The following is an 18,750-nucleotide window of genomic DNA, read 5'->3' as shown; positions in this document are numbered from 1 at the left end:
CCCGCCGTCCGGATGGGACGTGCGTGGTTAATTCGCTACATGATCAGATTGTGTGTCGGAGTGTGTGCCCCGTGTTAGCCGACGGCGTGAAGTTCGTTGAGTCTGTGGATTCCCGCAGTGCCGGTCATACCGTCCCAATTGTCGCCGCGTCCTTCGCGCCAGCCGTTAATCCAGGCTTGGCGTACCGACGGTAGAGTAAATGGGCAAAGCTCACGGGATTTGCCACCAACGCCATATTGATATCCGCGCAAAAATGCTCTTTCCAACGGATCACGCTTAAGTCTTCTCATAGGGTGTTGCCCTCACTTGTTGACTGTATTTATCGCGTTGACCTCAATCGAGGTCTGGCAGAAAAACTCTGCCGTTGGGGGCTCGTTGCCGGCGTGACGAGCCAAGGTGTTGGCGTCATTGCGCCGCCAACCTGTATTGAGTTCTAACCAATGCGTCACATCGAGGGAATGATCGTTTTGTCATAAGGACGTAACTGTTAATGTGCTATGGCACTAAGTAACTTGATGTTTTTGGCGTATTTATTGATCAAACCCCGGTATGATCGGCCCTGCGTTGGATGATCAGGTTAATCCTTTGCTGAGAATGCCTCCCGTTGCCGGGATGTACTTTTCGACGAAGGGTCGACTTATGTCATTTTGTTGCATCAAATTCTTTATCTGTCCTTGCATCTAAGCTCATCTAACCTGGGCAGCAAGGGTGGAACGGCACACCTTCGTGCCACACGGGCGCTCTTCGAGAAAAGCGCCTGATTGAAAACCGGGCCGGCAATGCGTTGCCGGTCCACTCAGCAAAGGCTCTGAAATCCTCATGTCCGATCGTTTCGAACTCTTCCTCACTTGCCCTAAAGGCCTTGAAGGCCTGCTCATCGAGGAAGCCGTCGGGCTTGGCCTTGAGGAAGCGCGAGAGCACACTTCTGCCGTGCGTGGCATGGCCACCATGGAAACCGCTTATCGCCTGTGCCTGTGGTCGCGCCTGGCCAACCGGGTGCTGCTGGTGCTCAAGCGTTTCCCGATGAAAGACGCCGAAGACCTCTACCACGGTGTGCTGGACATCGAGTGGCAAGACCACATGCTCAATGACGGCACCCTGGCCGTCGAATTCAGCGGTCATGGCTCGGGCATCGACAACACCCACTTCGGCGCCTTGAAGGTCAAGGACGCCATCGTCGACAAACTGCGTACACCGCAGGGCGACCGTCCGTCGATCGACAAGCTCAACCCGGACCTGCGTATCCATCTGCGCCTGGATCGCGGTGAAGCGATCCTCTCGCTCGACTTGTCCGGCCATAGCCTGCACCAGCGCGGCTATCGCCTGCAGCAAGGCGCAGCGCCGCTGAAGGAAAACCTGGCGGCGGCGATCCTGATCCGTTCGGGCTGGCCGCGTATTGCGGCCGAAGGCGGAGCCCTGGCTGACCCGATGTGCGGTGTCGGTACGTTCCTGGTCGAAGCGGCGATGATCGCTGCCGACATCGCGCCGAACCTGCGCCGCGAGCAATGGGGTTTCACCGCATGGCTCGGTCACGTACCGGCGCTGTGGAAAAAACTCCATGAAGAAGCCAGCGAGCGCGCCGCAGCCGGTATGGCCAAGCCACCGCTGTGGATTCGCGGTTACGAAGCCGATCCGCGCCTGATTCAACCAGGGCGCAACAACGTCGAACGTGCCGGCCTGAGCGAGTGGATCAAAATTTATCAGGGCGAAGTCGCGACCTTCGAGCCGCGTCCAGACCAGAACCAGAAAGGCCTGGTGATCTGCAACCCACCGTACGGCGAGCGTCTGGGCGACGAGGCGAGCTTGCTCTACCTCTACCAGAACCTTGGCGAACGCCTGCGTCAGGCTTGCCTCAACTGGGAAGCCGCGGTGTTCACCGGCGCCCCGGACCTGGGCAAACGCATGGGCATCCGCAGCCACAAGCAGTATTCGTTCTGGAACGGCGCCTTGCCGTGCAAGCTGTTGCTGATCAAGGTGTTGCCGGATCAATTCGTCACCGGCGAGCGTCGTACCCCGGAGCAGCGTCAGGCCGAGCGTGAACAGGCGGCCTACGATCAGGCGCCGAGCGAGCCGCAAGAGCGCCAGTACAACAAGAACGGCAACCCGATCAAACCGACGCCAGCGCCGGCACCGGTGATCGAGCAGCCGCGCCTGAGCGAAGGCGGGCAGATGTTTGCCAACCGCCTGCAGAAAAACCTCAAGGCGCTGGGCAAGTGGGTCAAGCGTGAAGGCATCGACTGCTATCGCGTCTACGATGCCGACATGCCGGAATACTCCATGGCCATCGACCTGTACCACGATTGGGTCCACGTCCAGGAATACGCCGCACCGAAATCCATTGATCCGCAGAAGGCTTCGGAGCGCATGTTCGATGCCCTGGCGGCGATCCCGCAGGCCCTGAACATCGACAAGAACCGGGTGGTGGTCAAGCGCCGCGAGCGTCAGAGCGGTACCAAGCAGTACGAGCGCCAGGCCGCCCAGGGCAAGTTCGTCGAGGTCAATGAAGGCGGCGTGAAGCTGCTGGTCAACCTCACCGATTACCTCGACACCGGGTTGTTCCTCGACCACCGGCCGATGCGTATGCGCATCCAGAAAGAGGCCGCCGGCAAGCGCTTCCTCAATCTGTATTGCTACACCGCCACCGGCAGCGTTCACGCGGCCAAGGGCGGCGCGCGCAGTACCACCAGCGTCGACCTGTCGAAAACCTATCTGGACTGGGCGCGTCGCAACCTGTCGCTGAACGGTTTCTCCGACAAGAACCGCCTGGAGCAGAGTGATGTGATGGTCTGGCTGGAAGCCTGCCGTGATGAGTACGACCTGATCTTCATCGACCCGCCGACTTTCTCCAACTCCAAGCGCATGGAAGGGATCTTCGACGTGCAACGTGACCAGGTGCAACTGATCGACCTGGCCATGGCGCGGCTGGCACCGGGCGGGGTGTTGTACTTCTCCAACAACTTCCGCAAGTTCGAGCTCGAGCCCAACCTCAGCGAGCGCTACGCGATCGAAGAGATCACCACTCAGACCATCGATGCGGATTTTTCCCGTAACGCCAAGATCCATCGTGCCTGGAAAATCACCGCCCGCTGAAGATTAGACCCACTGTAGGAGCGAGCCTGCTCGCGATGGTCGCCAACGATAACGCTGGGAACCTGACACCCCGCGGCGCTCTCAGGTTCATCGCGAGCAGGCTCGCTCCTACAGGAGCGAGCCTGCTCGCGATGGTCGTCAACGATAACGCTGGGAACCGGACACCCCGCAGCGCTCTCAAGTTCATCGCGAGCAGGCTCGCTCCTACAGTACTGGTCAAATTAGTGGCTAATAGCTATAACTCAACTCATGGCCAATGGGCTTTCCCGCACATGGCGTTTTGAGTTGCGTCTATGTCGTTGCACGCCGTGCGCCCCAAGATCCTGGGTTTTATCAGCGAAGATGTCTCGGCCGGGCTGGTCGCGCTCATGGTCTTGCTCGTCGGCGGGATTCTCACGGCATTGCTCGCCTGGTCGACGCTGAACCTGTTTCACCATCAATTGCGGCAACGCTTCCAGTTGCTGGCCAGCGAGCGCTACAGCCGTATCGAAGAACGTTTCCAGGATCAGGAGCAGCGCCTCGATGGCCTGCGCCGGTTCTTTGCCAACTCCGATACGGTTTCCCGCGCGGAATTCAACGGCTACACCCAGCCCCTATTGCACCGGACCCAGGCGTATTCGTTCGCCGAACGGGTCACCCGAGACCAGCGGCCAGCCTTCGAACGCCGGGCGCGCGAGGAGGGCCTGAGCGAGTTCACTCTGCGCGAGCTGAATGCCGACGGCCAACTGCAATTGGCCGGCGAGCGGGATGAGTACGTGGTGGTGCTGTATAGCCAGACGCAAAGCAAGCTCGGTGCGCCACTGGGCTATGACTTGCTGGCTCAGCCCTTGCGTCGCGCCACGCTGGAACGGGCCGATCAGCACCAGGGCATGGCCGTGTCGCAACCGATGCACTTGGTCAGTATCGAGCCGGCTTATGCGCGAGGCGTACTGTTGGTCGCGCCGGTCATGCCGCGCAGCAGCGCCGGCGGCGCAACCAGCAAACCGTTCGGTTATGTCATGGCGGTGATCAGCATGCGCCAGTTGCTGGCGGACGGGTTGCCGGAGGTGGGCCGCGATTATCTCTCGGTGCGCATCCTCGACTTGTCCACCGATGAGCAGCACGAGGTGCTGTTTGAATCGCCCAATGCGGCGGCGCTCAGTAACTTGTCCGCGACACGGTTGTTACGTCTTGCCGATCATGATTATCAGGTCGATATCCAGCCCAGCGAGGCTTTCCTCAAGGCCAACCACTCTTCAGTGACCACGCTGGTCGTGCTCGGCGGCTTGCTCAGTGTGTTGCTCAGCGCCTTGCTCTATGTACTGGTCAGTCAGCGGCAACGGGCTCTGAAAATGGTCGAGCAAAGGACCGAGGAACTGCGCGCCCGCGAACAGGAATTGCGCGGCACCCATGGCCAGTTGCGCGGGGTGCTGAATGCCGCAACCCAAGTTGCGATCATCGCCACGGACCTGCGCGGGGTGATCAGTACCTTCAATGCCGGTGCCGAGCAGATGCTCGGTTATAGCGTCGCCGAAGTGGTCGGGCGCATGACCCTGGAAAACCTGCACTTGCCCCGGGAGCTCGCGGCACGCTCGGCAGAATTGAGTGCGCGTTACGGCAAGCCGGTCCCGACCTGTCATGCAATGCTGGTCGAGGGCGGCGTGGAGGGCGGCCATGAGGCGCGGGAGTGGACGCTGGTGCGGGGCGATGGCAGCCATCTGATCGTCAACATGCTGGCGACCCCGGTCCTCGACGAGCAGGGGCTGTGGGTCGGGCACCTGGCGATCTGCATCGACATCACCGAACGCAAGCGCGTGCATGAGGCCCTGGCCGCACGGGACCTGTTGTTGAAGAAACTCAGTGCCCATGTGCCCGGCGGGATCTACCAGTTCAAGATGGAGTTCGACGGGCGATTCAGCGTGATCTACGCCAGCGACGGCATTCGCGAGATCTATGAGCTGGAGCCGGACGTGCTGCTGCACAATGCCGAAGCGATTTTCACGCGGATTCATCCTCAGGACACCTCCCGCGTGCGTGCCTCGATCCGGGCTTCGGCCAACACCCTCAGCCACTGGCGCGAGGAATATCGCGTGCAATTGCCCCAACGCGGCCTGCGCTGGGTCCGCGGCGAGGCGACCCCGGAAGAACTGACTGGCGGCGGTGTGCTCTGGCATGGCTACATCTCCGACATTACCGACACCAAGCGGGTGGAAGAAGAACTGCGGGCGCTGTCGGTCACCGACTCCCTGACCGGTATCCACAACCGCCGCTATTTCCAGGAGCGCCTGACCACCGAGATGGCCCGGGTGGAGCGCGGTGGTGGCGAACTGTCGGTGATCATGCTCGACATAGACCACTTCAAGCGCATCAATGATCAGTACGGCCATGCCGTGGGCGATCGGGTGTTGCAGGCCGTGTGCGAACGCATTGGCCATCGGCTGCGGCGCACGGATGTGTTCTGCCGCCTGGGCGGTGAGGAGTTCATGGTCCTTTGCCCGGACATCGGCGGCGAGCAGGCCCATCTGCTGGCGCTGGAGTTGTGGCAAAGCCTGCGCAGCGCGCCGATCGATGAAGTAGGCGTCGTCACCGCCAGTTTCGGTATTGCCAGCTGGCGGCCCGACGAGGGCGCGGATGCGCTGCTGTTGCGGGCGGACTCGGGGGTTTATGTGGCGAAGCAAGAGGGCAGGGATCGGGTTCAGGGGGAGATGAACTAGCTTCGTTGTACGCAATTCCTGTAGGAGCAAAGCTTGCTCGCGATAGCGGAGTGTCAGTCACATCTATGTTGGATGTGCCGTCGTATCGCGAGCAAGCTTTGCTCCTACAGGGGGATCTCCGATTACAACACCGAAGCGGTCTGCGCCAGTTTCGGCTGGCGATACAGGTCCAACAGCACCTGGTCGAGCACCGACGACGCGCCAAACGGTGCCTTGTCGTTGAGAATCGCCACCACCGCCCAGGTATTGCCGTTGATGTCGCGGCTAAAGCCGGCGATCGCCCGCACGGTGTTCAAAGTGCCGGTCTTGACGTGGGCTTCACCGCGCATCGCGGTGGTCTTCAGGCGTTTGCGCATGGTGCCGTCGGTGCCGGCAATCGGCATCGAGCTGATGTACTCGGCGGCGTAAGGGCTGCGCCAGGCGGCCTGCAGCATCGACGCCATTTCCCGGGCACTGACGCGTTCGGCACGGGACAGGCCGGAGCCGTTCTCCATCACCAGATGCGGCGCGGTGATGCCTTTCTTCGCCAGCCACTGACGGACCACGCGCTGGGCGGCCTTGGCGTCGTCGGCGTCGGCATCGGTGCGGAACTTCTGGCCCAGGCTCAGGAACAGCTGTTGGGCCATGGTGTTGTTACTGTATTTGTTGATGTCGCGGATGATTTCCGCCAGATCCGGCGAGAACGCCCGCGCCAGTACCTTGGCGTCCTTGGGCGTTGGCGCCAGCACATCCTTGCCCTGGATGCTGCCGCCCAGTTCTTTCCAGATCGCGCGTACGGCGCCGGCGGTGTAGGTGGCGTGGTCCAGCAAAGACAGGTAAGTCTGCGAGCTGCAGCCTTCACCCAACTGGCCGCCGACCGTCACGGTCACGCTGCCATCGGCCTGGGGCACCGGGTTGTAACGCACCCCCCCGGTGCATTGCTTGGAATTGATGGCCTTGACCTGGTTGTCGATGCGGATACTGGCGATCGGCGGTTCCACCGAGACCAGCACTCTGCCTGAGTCATTGCGCGCGACGAAACGCAGGGCCTTGAGGTTGACCAGCAACGAATCGGGCTTGACCAGGAAGGGCTTGTTGTCGTCGTTGCCGTCGTCGTTGAACTCGGGCAGTTGCGGTTGCACGAAGAAGTTCTTGTCCAGGACCAGGTCGCCGGTCACCTGAGTCACGCCGTTGGCGCGCAGGTCGCGCATCAGCAGCCAGAGTTTTTCCATGTTCAGCTTCGGATCGCCGCCACCCTTGAGGTAGAGGTTACCGTTAAGGATGCCACCGCTGAGGGTGCCATCGGTATAGAACTCGGTTTTCCACTGGTGATTGGGGCCGAGCATTTCCAGGGCCGCGTAAGTGGTGACCAGCTTCATGGTCGACGCCGGGTTGACCGAGACGTCGGCGTTGAAAACGGTCGGGGTGCCGGGGCCGTTGAGCGGAATCATCACCAGCGACAGGGCGTTGTCCTGCAATTTGCTGGCCTTGAGGGCTTTTTCGACATTGGGCGACAGGCTGGTATTGATCGGGTCAGCGGAAACGGGGAGGGCCAGGGGGAAAAGCAGGCCGGCCAGGAGCAATGGACGCAACGATTTGATCATGTAGATAAAACCCTACAGCCGAGGGGAAAAAAAGACGAGGGCATGAAGATAAATTCCCTCAGTGGTCATGAAAGTGTCGGCATTATGCCCCAAGGTGTAACGGCTTGTGCCGTTCCGGGGCCTTCTAATGGGCTATTTTTTACCGACGGTAGGTGTTGCGGCCCAGAGAGTCGGGCAATTGGCGGCTTAAACTGCTAAAGTGCGGCCCGTTATTACTTAAGAGGATTGTTCCAATGGCGACTAACCGTTCCCAGCGTCTGCGCAAAAAACTGTGCGTCGATGAATTTCAAGAGCTGGGTTTCGAACTGAACCTGGATTTCAAGGAAGATCTGTCCGAAGAAGCCATTGATGCCTTCCTCGAGGCGTTCCTCAAAGATGCCATGGAAGCCAACGGTCTGGGCTATGTCGGCGGTGATGACTACGGTCTGGTGTGCCTGATCAAGCGTGGCTCGGTCAGCGCTGAACAGCGCGCTGCCGTTGAAGCCTGGCTCAAAGGCCGCACCGAGCTGACCAGCGTTGAAGTCAGCCCGCTGCTGGACGTCTGGTACCCGGAAAAGCCGATCAATCCGGTAGCATGATGTTCTAAAAAACGGCGACCCGAGGGTCGCCGTTTTTTTATGGTGCGCCAGGCATGGCGCGTTGCGCGCAAGCGCAACCAGTTTGGCTGTGGTGGTCACGCTGGTGACTTGGAGGTGAAAGTCCTCTACACACCCGGCAAGGGGAAGTGTTAGCCGAAGGCAAGGGTGTCGCAGGCGACTGCGAATCTGAAGGAAGCCCGGGGCAAAATGCTGGCCTGACGAACAGGAAGCGGATTAGGCGGTGCAGCGGGGTAAGGTAGCCATAATTGCCAAAGCCCAATACTTGCACGGAACGCTGTGACGTAGATCCGACAGGCATAAGCAGGAAGGTCGCGCGAATTACCCTGGGAGATCTGCACGTTTGCCACTGTGCTACCGAGCGTCGAGAGGCGACGGGATGAACGTGCAGAAGTCAGCCGAGGCCGTAGTAAGTGGCAAATAACCCTGCCACCAAGGGCCGAACAGGTTATGCCGCCAGTAGGCGTCAGAGTCTCGTCGAATGTCGAAAAGCAGAAATTTCTCCGAGGGAGAACTGTGACCCCTAGTTCCGGACAGAATCCGCGGGCGACGGCTGGCAGTGCGCAGGCATCGGCGACGTCTGTGATGTGGACGAACGCGGAGCCGGACACGCTGATGGCGCGGGTGCTTGCATCGGCCAACCTCAAGCGTGCGTATCACCGCGTGGTCAGCAACGAGGGGGCGCCGGGTGCCGATGGCATGACGGTCGACGAATTGGCGGGCTACGTGGAACAGTATTGGCCAACCCTCAAGGCCAGGTTGCTGGCCGGTGAGTATCACCCGCAAGGTGTACGCGCCGTCGAAATCCCCAAACCCAAAGGCGGGACAAGACAGCTGGGTATCCCCAGCGTCGTGGATCGCCTGATCCAACAGGCACTGCTGCAACAGCTCACGCCGATCTTTGACCCGCTGTTCTCGGACTATAGCTACGGCTTCCGTCCGGGCAGAAGCGCCCACCAAGCCATCGAAACAGCCCGTGCCCATGTGGCGGCGGGCCACCGCTGGTGTGTGGAACTCGATCTGGAGAAGTTCTTCGATCGGGTCAACCACGATGTATTGATGGCCCATGTGCAGCGTCAGGTTGAAGACAAGCGGGTGCTCAGGCTGATCCGTCGTTATCTAGAGGCCGGCGTGATGTCGGGCGGGATCGCCAGCCGACGGCAGGAAGGGACGCCGCAAGGCGGCCCGCTCTCGCCGTTGCTGTCGAACATCCTGCTCAACGAACTCGACCAAGAGCTGACACGGCGGGGCCATCGCTTCGTGCGCTATGCCGACGATGCGAACATTTATGTGCGCAGTCCTCGTGCTGGCGCGCGAGTGATGGCTGGTGTTGAGCGTTTCCTGAATCAGCGTCTGAAACTGACGCTGAATCGGGAAAAGAGCCGAGTAGCCGGGTCGTGGATGTGTGATTACTTGGGCTACGGGATGAGCTGGCATCAACAACCGAGGTTAAGAGTAGCGACGATGAGTCTGGGTCGCTTACGCGACCGACTCAGAAACCTGCTGCGCGGCGCACGGGGCCACAAGATGGCGAACGTCATCGAGCGGATTAACCCCGTACTGCGCGGTTGGGCGGGCTACTTCAAGCTCAGTCAGAGCAAGCGCCCCCTTGAGGAGCTGGACGGGTGGGTGCGGCATAAACTTCGCTGCGTCATCTGGCGCCAATGGAAGCAGCCCTCTACGAGGGCGCGCAACTTGATGCGCTTGGGGCTTAGCGAAGCGCGCGCCTGCAAATCAGCCTTCAATGGTCGCGGACCATGGTGGAACTCGGGGGCGTCACATATGAATCAGGCGTTACCGAAGAAGCTGTGGGATCAGCTAGGGCTGGTCTCGATACTGGATACGATAAACCGGCTTAGCCGCATAACTTGAGCCGCCGTATACGGAACCGTACGTACGGTGGCGTGAGAGGACGGCGGTTGTGAAACCGCCTCCTACTCGATCCTGCTTTTTTGTAGGAGCAAAGCTTGCTTGCGATGGCGTTCTTGAAATCGCTATCGCGAGCAAGCTTTGCTCCTACAGATGGTTGTTCCTTATGCCTTGCGCCAGTTGAGGATCACCAGCGTCACCACCCCCGCCACAATCCCCCAGAACGCCGAACCGATGGAAAACAGCGTCAGCCCCGATGCCGTGACCATGAAGGTGATCAGCGCCGCTTCACGCTCCTTCGCTTCGCTCATGGCGATGCTCAAGCCATTGATGATCGAACCGAACAACGCCAGTGCGGCAATCGACAGCACCAGCTCCTTGGGCAGCGCGGCAAACAACGCTGCCAGCGTCGCGCCGAACACACCGGCGATGCCATAGAAAATCCCGCACCAGACCGCCGCCGTGTAGCGTTTGTTGCGATCCTCATGGGCATGCGGCCCGGTGCAGATCGCCGCGCTGATGGCTGCCAGGTTGATCCCGTGGGAACCGAATGGCGCCAGCAACAATGAGGCGATGCCCGTGGTGGTGATCAGCGGCGAGGCCGGCACGTTGTAGCCGTCTGCGCGTAGCACGGCAATGCCCGGCATGTTTTGTGAAGTCATCGCGACCACGAACAACGGGATGCCGATACTGATGGTCGCGGCGAGGGAGAAATGCGGTGTGGTCCACACAGGCGTGGCCACTTCCAGGTGGAACGCGCTGAAGTCCAGCAGCCCCATGAAGCCGGACAAGACCGTGCCGATCAGCAATGCGCCCAGTACGGCATAACGCGGCGACAGGCGCTTGACCACCAGATAGGTAAAGAACATGCCCAGCACCAGTGCGGTGCGATGCTGGGCCGCGACGAAAATCTCGCTGCCGATCTTGAACAGAATCCCCGCCAGCAATGCCGCCGCCAGTGATGCGGGAATCTTTTTTACCAGGCGTTCGAAACTGCCGGTCAGCCCGCAGATCGTCACCAGCACCGCGCAGGTAATATAGGCACCGATGGCTTCGCCGTAGGTTACGCCACCCAGGCTGGTGATCAGCAAGGCCGCGCCCGGGGTGGACCAGGCAATGGTGATGGGGGTGCGATAGCGCAAGGACAGGCCGATCGAGCACACCGCCATGCCGATGGAAATCGCCCAGATCCACGACGAAATCTGCCCGCTGGTCAGCCCGGCCGCTTGCCCGGCCTGGAACATCAGCACCAGGGAACTGGTGTAGCCGGTCATCATGGCGATGAACCCGGCGACGATGGCCGAAGGCGAGGTGTCGGCCAGAGGGCGGAGCTGCGTGTGCGTGGCGTCTGTCATGACAGCGGTGTTCCTTGTGCAGGCTGCGGATTCTGCTTTAAAGCCTAAGCTCAAACGTAATGGATCGTTGCGATACAGCGGAAGTGACAAACAGCCGTACAGTCGTGTTGCCACTGAGCATTGTGTACAATCGTCCTGTTTTATAAGCGATACTTGCCAGCGACCCACTGTGCCGTATTACAGTCACCGTCAATTCGCCGCAGTTCTCCCGACTCGAGTGCCCATGAACGAACAGTTGCAACCCCTAAAGAAACAGCCGCGAGCAGGCAAAGCCGGCCGCAGCGGAACCCAGGACGATATTGTCTACGCGCATATCTTCGAGGCCATCCTCGAACAGCGCCTGGCGCCCGGCACCAAGTTGAGCGAAGAAGCGCTGGGGGAAATTTTCGGGGTCAGCCGTACCATCATTCGCCGCGCGCTGTCGCGCCTGGCCCATGAAGGCGTGGTATTGCTGCGTCCCAATCGCGGCGCCGTCGTTGCCAGCCCGAGTGTCGAAGAGGCGCGCCAGGTGTTCATGGCCCGGCGTCTGGTGGAACGTGCGATCACTGAGCTTGCGGTTGAGCACGCCACCGCCGAACAGATTGCCGAATTGCGGCAGATGGTCAACGACGAGCGCGACAGTTTCTCCCGTGGCGACCGTGGTGCCGGCATCCGCCTGTCGGGCGAGTTTCACCTGAAACTGGCCGAAGCGGCGAAAAACGCCCCGCTGATCAGCTTCCAGCGCAGCCTGGTGTCCCAGACTTCGCTGATCATCGCCCAGTACGAAAGCGGTAACCGTTCTCACTGCTCCTACGACGAGCACACCCAGTTGATCGACGCCATTGAAAAGCGTGACGCTGAACTGGCGGTGAACCTGATGATGCATCACATGGATCACATCGACAGCAAACTCAATCTCGATGAAGAAAGTGCGTCGGATGATTTGCATGCGGTGTTCTCGCATTTGCTGCAGACCAAGAAGCCAGGGCGGCCGACCGCGAAGCTCTGAGATAACCATGATGAAAAAATCCCCCGGACCGAAAGGTCGCGGGGGATTTTTTTTGAGTCTTGGATCGTTCCCATGCTCCGCGTGGGAATGCCTCTAGGGACGCTCCGCGTCCAGTGACGCGGAGCGTCACGGGCTGCATTCCCACGCAGAGCGTGGGAACGATCAGTGCCCGGGGGAAACTCAGCGCTGATGCACCAGATTCCCCGCCGCATAAGTCTGCAACACAGTCCGGTCATCCCCCAGGGTCATCAACACAAACAACGTCTCGGCAATGTTATTGGCCTGCTGCAGGCGATAGCCCAGCAACGGCGTGGCGTTGTAGTCCAGCACCAGGAAGTCGGCATCGGTGCCCGGCTGCAGGTTGCCGATCTTGTCTTCCAGGCGCAGCGCACGGGCGCCGCCGAGGGTTGCCAGGTACAGCGACTTGAACGGGCTCAGGCGCGCGCCTTGCAGCTGCATGACCTTGTACGCTTCGTTCAGCGTTTGCAGCAGCGAGAAACTGGTGCCGCCGCCCACATCGGTGCCGATGCCGACATTGAGTTTGTGCTTCTCCGCCATCGGCAGGTTGAACAGGCCGCTACCGAGGAAGAAGTTCGAAGTCGGGCAGAACGAGATGGCTGAACCGGTTTCTGCCAGTCGCGCGCACTCGTCATCGCACAGGTGCACACCGTGGGCGAAGACCGAGCGCTCGCCGAGCAACTGGTAGTGGTCGTAGACGTCCAGATAGCCCTTGCGCTCCGGGAACAACGCTTTGACCCACTCGATTTCCTTGAGGTTTTCGCTGATGTGGGTCTGCATGTACAGATCCGGGTATTCGGTCAGCAACTGGCCGGCCAGGGTCAGCTGTTCCGGCGTGCTGGTCGGTGCAAAGCGCGGGGTGACGGCATAGTGCAGGCGACCCTTGCCGTGCCAGCGCTCGATCAGCGCCTTGCTTTCCAGGTAGCTGGATTCGGCGGTGTCGGTCAGGTAGTCCGGGGCGTTGCGGTCCATCATCACCTTGCCGGCGATCATGCGCAGATCCAGCTGCTCGGCGGCTTCGAAGAACGAGTTCACCGATTGCGGATGCACGCTGCCGAACACCAGCGCGGTGGTGGTGCCGTTGCGCAGTAGTTCCTTGATGAAAATGTCCGCCACCTGGTCAGCGTGGGTCTTGTCGGCGAACTGGCTTTCACAGGGGAAGGTGTAGGTGTTGAGCCAGTCCAGCAGTTGCTCGCCGTAGGCACCGACCATGCCGGTTTGCGGCAGGTGGATGTGGGTGTCGATGAAGCCGGGGGTGATCAGCGCATCCTGGTAATGGGTGATCTCGATATCGGCCGCCAGGGTTGGCAGCAATTCACTGGCGTGGCCAAGGGCGCTGATCTTGCCGTTTTCGATCACCAACAAGCCGTCCTCGAAATACTCATAAGAGGCTTCGATCCCGACTTCGGCGGGGTCGGCGATGCTGTGCAGAATGGCGGCGCGGTAGGCTTTGCGAGTCAGAGGCATAGTCGTTCTCTATTTATGAGGCTTATCAGTTTGAGGCTTTCAAGTGGGTGGCCTGACTGCGGCGTGAAACGGGCAGCAGTTTGGCAATCGGTTCGGCGCTGGACGTTTGCTGGCCGAAATTGGCGTTATAGGTGGCGATGATCTCGCCGGCGATGGAGATGGCGATTTCCACAGGCAGCTTGCCTTTGACTTCGCCGATGCCCATCGGGCAGCGCATGCGTTGCACGATGCTGCTGTCGAAACCGCGGTCGCGCAGGCGGTGTTCGAACTTCACCCGTTTGGTCTTCGAACCGATCAGGCCGAAATAGGCGAAGTCGTTGCGCTTGAGAATCGCGGCAGTGAGTTCGAGGTCGAGCTGATGATTGTGAGTCATGACGATGCAGTAGCTGCCGGCGGGCAGGTCGTCGATTTCATCCACCGGTTCTTCGCTGACGATCTTGCGCACGCCATGGGGGATCTGATCCGGGAATTCGTCTTCCCGCGAGTCGATCCAGCGCACCCGGCAGGGCAGGCTGGACAGCAGCGGCACCAGCGCGCGGCCGACATGGCCGGCGCCAAATACGGCGATCTGCGCCTGGACCTGGCCCATCGGTTCGAATAGCAGCACGGTCGCGCCGCCGCAGCACTGGCCCAGACTGGCGCCGAGGCTGAAGCGCTCAAGATGGGTATCCTGTTTGCCGCTGGCGAGCATCTCGCGGGCGATCTGCATGGCCTTGTATTCCAGGTGTCCGCCACCGATGGTGTCGAAGGTCTGGTGGGCACTGATAACCATCTTCGAGCCGGCATTGCGCGGCGTCGAGCCGAGCTCTTCGATGATGGTCACCAGCACGCAGGGTTCCCCCTGGTTTTGCAGGTCGGCGAGGGCGTCGATCCAGTTGTACATGTCTCACCTCAACATCTCTGTTGTCTGTCCGGGCCCCATCGCGAGCAAGCTATGCTCCTACAGGTTTGCGGCGATCACTCAATCCTGTAGGAGCAAAGCTTGCTCGCGATGGCAGCGCCTCGGTCTAGAGCGAAGCCAACTCGGTTTCGGCTTCGACAGCCTTCGCCACCTTCAACTGGCGCATCTGCTCACACCCCCACAACACCCGCTCCGGCGTCGCCGGCGCGTCGATTTTCGGCTGATGCCTGTAGTCGCCCAGACTCGCCACGGCGTCCTTGATCGCACACCAGGCGGCGATGCCAAGCATGAACGGCGGCTCGCCCACGGCCTTGGAATGGAACACCGTGTCTTCCGGGTTCTTGCGGTTTTCCACCAGCTTCACCCGCAGGTCCAGCGGCATGTCCGCCACGGCCGGGATCTTGTAGCTGGCCGGGCCGTTGGTCATCAGCTTGCCCTTGTCGTTCCACACCAGCTCTTCCATGGTCAGCCAACCCATGCCCTGGATGAAACCACCCTCGACCTGGCCGATGTCGATGGCCGGGTTCAGCGAGGCGCCGACGTCGTGGAGGATGTCGGTGCGCAGCATTTTGTACTCGCCGGTCAGGGTGTCGATGATCACCTCGCAGCAGGCTGCACCGAAGGCGAAGTAATAGAACGGACGCCCCCGGGCCTGGCTGCGGTCGTAGTAGATTTTCGGGGTCTTGTAGAACCCGGTGCTCGACAGCGACACCTGGGCGAAGTACGCCTGCTGGATCAGCGCTTCGAAGGTCAGGATGTGATCGCGAACCCGCACGTGACCGTTGTGGAACTCCACGTCTTCTTCGCTGACCTTGTACTGACGAGCGGCGAATTCGACCAGGCGTTGCTTGATAATTTCAGCGGCGTTTTGCGCAGCCTTGCCGTTCAGGTCGGCGCCGCTGGAAGCTGCGGTCGGAGAGGTGTTCGGCACCTTGTCGGTGTTGGTCGCAGTGATCTGCACGCGGTCCATTTCCACCTGGAACACCTCGGCCACTACTTGCGCGACCTTGGTGTTCAGACCCTGGCCCATTTCGGTGCCGCCATGGTTCAGGTGGATGCTGCCGTCGGTGTAGACGTGCACCAGGGCACCTGCCTGGTTGAGGAAGCTGGCGGTGAAGGAGATGCCGAATTTCACCGGGGTCAGCGCCAGGCCCTTTTTCAGGATCGGGCTGTTGGCGTTGTAGCGACGGATCGCTTCGCGGCGCTCGGCGTACTGGCTGCTTTCTTCCAGTTCGGCGGTCATTTCCTCGAGCATGTTGTGCTCGACGGTCTGGTAGTAATGGGTGACGTTGCGCTCGGTCTTGCCGTAGTAGTTGGCCTTGCGCACGGCCAGCGGGTCGAGGGCCAGATGGCGGGCGATGGCGTCCATCACCTCTTCGATGGCGACCATGCCCTGCGGGCCGCCGAACCCGCGGTAAGCGGTGTTCGAGGCGGTGTTGGTCTTGCAACGATGACCGTTGATGGTCGCGTCGCCCAGATAGTACGAGTTGTCGGAGTGGAACATTGCCCGGTCGACAATCGACGCCGACAGGTCCGGCGAGCAACCGCAGTTACCGGCCAGTTCCAGGGCAATCCCGTGCAGGCGCCCGGTGCTGTCGAAGCCCACGTCATACTCGACGTAGAACGGGTGACGCTTGCCGGTCATCAGCATGTCTTCGACACGCGGCAGGCGCATCTTGGTCGGCTGGCCGGTGAGGTGCGCGATGACGGCACACAGGCATGCCGGGCTCGCCGCTTGCGTCTCCTTGCCGCCAAAACCGCCACCCATGCGGCGCATGTCGACAACGATCTTGTTCATCGACACGTCCAGGACTTCGGCCACCAGCTTCTGCACTTCGGTGGGGTTCTGGGTCGAGCAGTAGACGATCATGCCGCCGTCTTCGGTGGGCATCACCGAAGAAATTTGGGTTTCCAGGTAGAAGTGCTCCTGGCCGCCGATGTGCAGGGTGCCTTGAATGCGGTGCTCGGCGGTGGCCAGCGCCGTGGCCGAATCGCCACGCTGATGAGTATGGCTGTCGAGCACGAAGTGGCGCTTGCGCAAGGCTTCGACCACGTCCAGCACCGGCTCCAGGTCTTCGTATTCGATGATCGCGGCCATCGCCGCCTTGCGTGCGGTTTCCAGATCTTTGGCGGCGACGGCGAGCACCGGTTGGCCGACGAACTGTACGTCATCGATGGCCAGCAGCGGATCACCCGGCAGCAGCGGGCCGATGTCTTTCAGTCCCGGCACGTCTTCGTGGGTGATGGCGATGCGCACGCCTTCGAAGGTGTAGCACGGCTTGGTATCGATGCTGATGATCCGGGCGTGGGCGCGGTCGGACAAGCGGGCGTACACGTGCAGCTGGTTCGGAAACTCCAGGCGATCGTCGATGTACTGCGCTTCACCGGACACATGCTTGGCGGCGCTGTCGTGCTTGACGCTGCGGCCGACACCGGTGGTCAGGTCCTTGGCGAACAGTTCAGCCAGTTCGGCCTGGGTCTTCTCTACGGCGTGATGGTTAGACATAAGCGGTCACCCGAGTCTCGATGTGCGGCGTTTGCAGTTCGATGAAGTATTTGCGCAGCAGGTTCTGCGCACTGAGCAGGCGATATTCCTTGCTGGCGCGGAAGTCCGACAGCGGCGTGAAATCTTCGGCCAGGGCGGCGCAGGCGCGTTCAACGGTGGCGCTGTTGAAGGGCGAACCGATCAACGCGGTTTCGCAATGGTTGGCGCGTTTTGGAATGGCCGCCATGCCACCGAACGCCACGCGGGCATCGGCGATCACACCGTTTTCCAGGCGCAGGTTGAACGCCGCGCACACGGCAGAAATGTCATCGTCCAGACGCTTGGACACCTTGTAGGCGCGGAACAGTTGTTCGACGCTGGCGCGAGGCACGATGATCTTCTCGATGAACTCGCTTTCCTGGCGCGCCGTGACGCGATAATCGATGAAGTAATCTTCCAGGGCCAGGGTGCGGCGGGTTTCGCCCTTGCACAGGACAATCTGTGCGCCCAAGGCAATCAGCAGGGGAGGTGAGTCACCGATGGGCGAGGCGTTGCCGATGTTGCCGCCCAGGGTGCCCTGGTTGCGAATCTGCAGTGACGCGAAGCGCTGCAGCAGTTCGCCGAAGTCCGGGTACTCGGCCTTCAGTGCCTCGTAGCAGTCGGAGAGTGCGGTGGCGGCGCCGATTTCCAGGCGGTCGTCGAAGCGTTCGATGCGCTTCATCTCGGCGACGTTGCCGACATAGATCATCACCGGCAGGGTGCGGTGGAACTGGGTCACTTCCAGCGCCAGGTCGGTGCCGCCGGCCAGCAGGCGGGCTTGTGGATAGGCGTCGTACAGGTCGGCCAGGTCGGCGACGGTCAAGGGCACCAGGCAGCGCTTGTCACCGCTGTTGAGTTCGCCGATATCGGTCGGCGCGATGGCTTTGAGCCGGGCAATGGTCTGGGCTTCATTGGCATCGAATTGATCCGGTTTTTTAGCGCAGCAGGACTGTTCGGCGGCTTCCAGGATCGGCCGATAGCCGGTGCAGCGGCAGAGGTTGCCGGCCAGGGCTTCGTGGGCCTTGTGCTGATCCGGTGCGTCGCTGTTCTTTTGCAGGGCAAACAACGACATCACGAAACCTGGGGTGCAGAACCCGCATTGCGAGCCGTGGCACTCGACCATGGCCTTCTGTACGCTGTGCAGCTCACCCTTGTGCTTGAGGTCTTCAACGCTGATCAGTTGCTTGCCGTGCAAGGACGAAACGAAGGTCAGGCAGGAATTGAGGCTGCGATAGCGAATGTGTTCGCGGCCTTCGTCATCCGTCTGCAACTCGCCGACGACAACGGTGCACGCGCCACAGTCACCGCTGGCGCAGCCTTCTTTGGTACCGGGTTTGCCCACATGGTCGCGCAGATAATTGAGCACGGTCAGGTTCGGGTCCAGGGCGTGCTCGCTACGGAGTTCCTGGTTTAGTAAAAACTGGATCACGGAAGGCCTCGCAGACTCATTATTGTTGTTAACCGCCATGAACCGAATTTAGCAGGTCTGACTTTTCGGTCAATGATTTTCTGACTTAAAGGTCAGGAAAATGTGTTTCGTCGATTAACGACTCGTTCCTACAGTATTGACCCTCGCGGGATAGGTTGCTTTTTGCTTGAATCGTGCCAAAAACCGCCGATAGGGCCCTGCGCCATGACGTATCAATTGCGCTACACTGCGCCGCTT

12 protein-coding genes and 1 pseudogene are annotated in these 18,750 nt (G+C 60.7%); 6 read left to right on the top strand and 7 right to left on the bottom strand.

Translation table 11 applies throughout. The features are described 5' to 3' along the window. Positions 1-74 precede the first annotated feature (74 nt). The gene (gene rmf, locus ACA058_RS22235) at positions 75-290 is read right to left on the bottom strand and encodes a ribosome modulation factor (protein WP_003223300.1); all 216 of its coding nucleotides are present in this window, start codon (positions 288-290) and stop codon (positions 75-77) included. A 529-nt stretch (positions 291-819) separates the two neighbouring features. Between rmf and rlmKL the strand changes: the two genes are divergently transcribed. The 3 genes and pseudogenes from rlmKL to ACA058_RS22220 all read left to right on the top strand — a co-directional run bounded on the left by rlmKL (position 820) and on the right by ACA058_RS22220 (position 5,783). Continuing rightward, a complete protein-coding gene (gene rlmKL, locus ACA058_RS22230; protein WP_497635923.1) occupies positions 820-3,090 on the top strand; it encodes a bifunctional 23S rRNA (guanine(2069)-N(7))-methyltransferase RlmK/23S rRNA (guanine(2445)-N(2))-methyltransferase RlmL in 2,271 nt (756 codons plus the stop codon). A 35-nt stretch (positions 3,091-3,125) separates the two neighbouring features. Further along, positions 3,126-3,203 (top strand): annotated as a pseudogene (locus ACA058_RS22225) (outer membrane lipoprotein carrier protein LolA); the annotation flags it as partial. A gap of 180 nt (positions 3,204-3,383) precedes the next feature. Next, positions 3,384-5,783: a sensor domain-containing diguanylate cyclase gene (locus ACA058_RS22220; protein ID WP_497635922.1), complete on the top strand. Its 2,400-nt coding sequence runs from the start codon at positions 3,384-3,386 to the stop codon at positions 5,781-5,783. Between the two features lie 122 nt (positions 5,784-5,905). Here ACA058_RS22220 and dacB read toward each other — a convergent pair whose 3' ends face one another. Continuing rightward, complete coding sequence (gene dacB / locus ACA058_RS22215) at positions 5,906-7,366, bottom strand: D-alanyl-D-alanine carboxypeptidase/D-alanyl-D-alanine endopeptidase (RefSeq protein WP_497635921.1); 1,461 nt, start codon at positions 7,364-7,366, stop codon at positions 5,906-5,908. Between the two features lie 233 nt (positions 7,367-7,599). Here dacB and ACA058_RS22210 point away from each other — a divergent pair, with 233 nt between their 5' ends. Both ACA058_RS22210 and ltrA read left to right on the top strand, forming a co-directional pair. Beyond that, entirely contained in the window at positions 7,600-7,944 is a 345-nt protein-coding gene (locus tag ACA058_RS22210) for a YggL family protein (RefSeq protein ID WP_274073188.1), read from the top strand. Positions 7,945-8,412: 468 nt separating this feature from the next. Then, the gene (ltrA, locus tag ACA058_RS22205; protein ID WP_497635123.1) at positions 8,413-9,834 is read left to right on the top strand and encodes a group II intron reverse transcriptase/maturase; all 1,422 of its coding nucleotides are present in this window, start codon (positions 8,413-8,415) and stop codon (positions 9,832-9,834) included. A gap of 161 nt (positions 9,835-9,995) precedes the next feature. Here ltrA and ACA058_RS22200 read toward each other — a convergent pair whose 3' ends face one another. Next, positions 9,996-11,186, bottom strand: coding sequence for a benzoate/H(+) symporter BenE family transporter (locus ACA058_RS22200; RefSeq protein ID WP_497635920.1), 1,191 nt, complete (start codon positions 11,184-11,186; stop codon positions 9,996-9,998). A 223-nt stretch (positions 11,187-11,409) separates the two neighbouring features. Between ACA058_RS22200 and ACA058_RS22195 the strand changes: the two genes are divergently transcribed. Continuing rightward, on the top strand, positions 11,410-12,174 hold the full coding sequence (locus ACA058_RS22195) for a GntR family transcriptional regulator (protein WP_497635919.1): 765 nt from the start codon (positions 11,410-11,412) through the stop codon (positions 12,172-12,174). Positions 12,175-12,354: 180 nt separating this feature from the next. On the opposite strand, the gene guaD is transcribed toward ACA058_RS22195, so the two are convergent. From guaD to xdhA, 4 genes are all read right to left on the bottom strand, one after another. Beyond that, complete coding sequence (gene guaD, locus ACA058_RS22190) at positions 12,355-13,659, bottom strand: guanine deaminase (RefSeq protein ID WP_497635917.1); 1,305 nt, start codon at positions 13,657-13,659, stop codon at positions 12,355-12,357. A gap of 25 nt (positions 13,660-13,684) precedes the next feature. After that, entirely contained in the window at positions 13,685-14,542 is an 858-nt protein-coding gene (gene xdhC, locus ACA058_RS22185; RefSeq protein WP_497635916.1) for a xanthine dehydrogenase accessory protein XdhC, read from the bottom strand. A 124-nt stretch (positions 14,543-14,666) separates the two neighbouring features. Beyond that, entirely contained in the window at positions 14,667-17,066 is a 2,400-nt protein-coding gene (gene xdhB, locus ACA058_RS22180; RefSeq protein WP_497635915.1) for a xanthine dehydrogenase molybdopterin binding subunit, read from the bottom strand. Continuing rightward, entirely contained in the window at positions 17,059-18,513 is a 1,455-nt protein-coding gene (xdhA, locus tag ACA058_RS22175) for a xanthine dehydrogenase small subunit (protein WP_497635913.1), read from the bottom strand. The genes xdhB and xdhA overlap by 8 nt, the downstream gene beginning before the upstream one ends. Between the last annotated feature and the right edge of the window lie 237 nt (positions 18,514-18,750).

It is taken from the genome of Pseudomonas sp. LBUM1649, assembly GCF_059716155.1.
Note: the sequence above shows the minus strand (reverse complement) of the source record. Positions and strands in the feature narration are given on the sequence as shown.

What these genes read in the sequence shown, in the direction of transcription:
- guaD (WP_497635917.1), bottom strand. Translation starts at nt 13,659, where the DNA reads ATGCCTCTGACTCGCAAAGCCTACCGCGCCGCCATTCTGCACAGCATC.
- rlmKL (WP_497635923.1), top strand. Translation starts at nt 820, where the DNA reads ATGTCCGATCGTTTCGAACTCTTCCTCACTTGCCCTAAAGGCCTTGAA.
- rmf (WP_003223300.1), bottom strand. Translation starts at nt 290, where the DNA reads ATGAGAAGACTTAAGCGTGATCCGTTGGAAAGAGCATTTTTGCGCGGA.
- ltrA (WP_497635123.1), top strand. Translation starts at nt 8,413, where the DNA reads ATGCCGCCAGTAGGCGTCAGAGTCTCGTCGAATGTCGAAAAGCAGAAA.
- ACA058_RS22220 (WP_497635922.1), top strand. Translation starts at nt 3,384, where the DNA reads ATGTCGTTGCACGCCGTGCGCCCCAAGATCCTGGGTTTTATCAGCGAA.
- dacB (WP_497635921.1), bottom strand. Translation starts at nt 7,366, where the DNA reads ATGATCAAATCGTTGCGTCCATTGCTCCTGGCCGGCCTGCTTTTCCCC.
- ACA058_RS22200 (WP_497635920.1), bottom strand. Translation starts at nt 11,186, where the DNA reads ATGACAGACGCCACGCACACGCAGCTCCGCCCTCTGGCCGACACCTCG.
- ACA058_RS22195 (WP_497635919.1), top strand. Translation starts at nt 11,410, where the DNA reads ATGAACGAACAGTTGCAACCCCTAAAGAAACAGCCGCGAGCAGGCAAA.
- xdhC (WP_497635916.1), bottom strand. Translation starts at nt 14,542, where the DNA reads ATGTACAACTGGATCGACGCCCTCGCCGACCTGCAAAACCAGGGGGAA.
- ACA058_RS22210 (WP_274073188.1), top strand. Translation starts at nt 7,600, where the DNA reads ATGGCGACTAACCGTTCCCAGCGTCTGCGCAAAAAACTGTGCGTCGAT.
- xdhB (WP_497635915.1), bottom strand. Translation starts at nt 17,066, where the DNA reads ATGTCTAACCATCACGCCGTAGAGAAGACCCAGGCCGAACTGGCTGAA.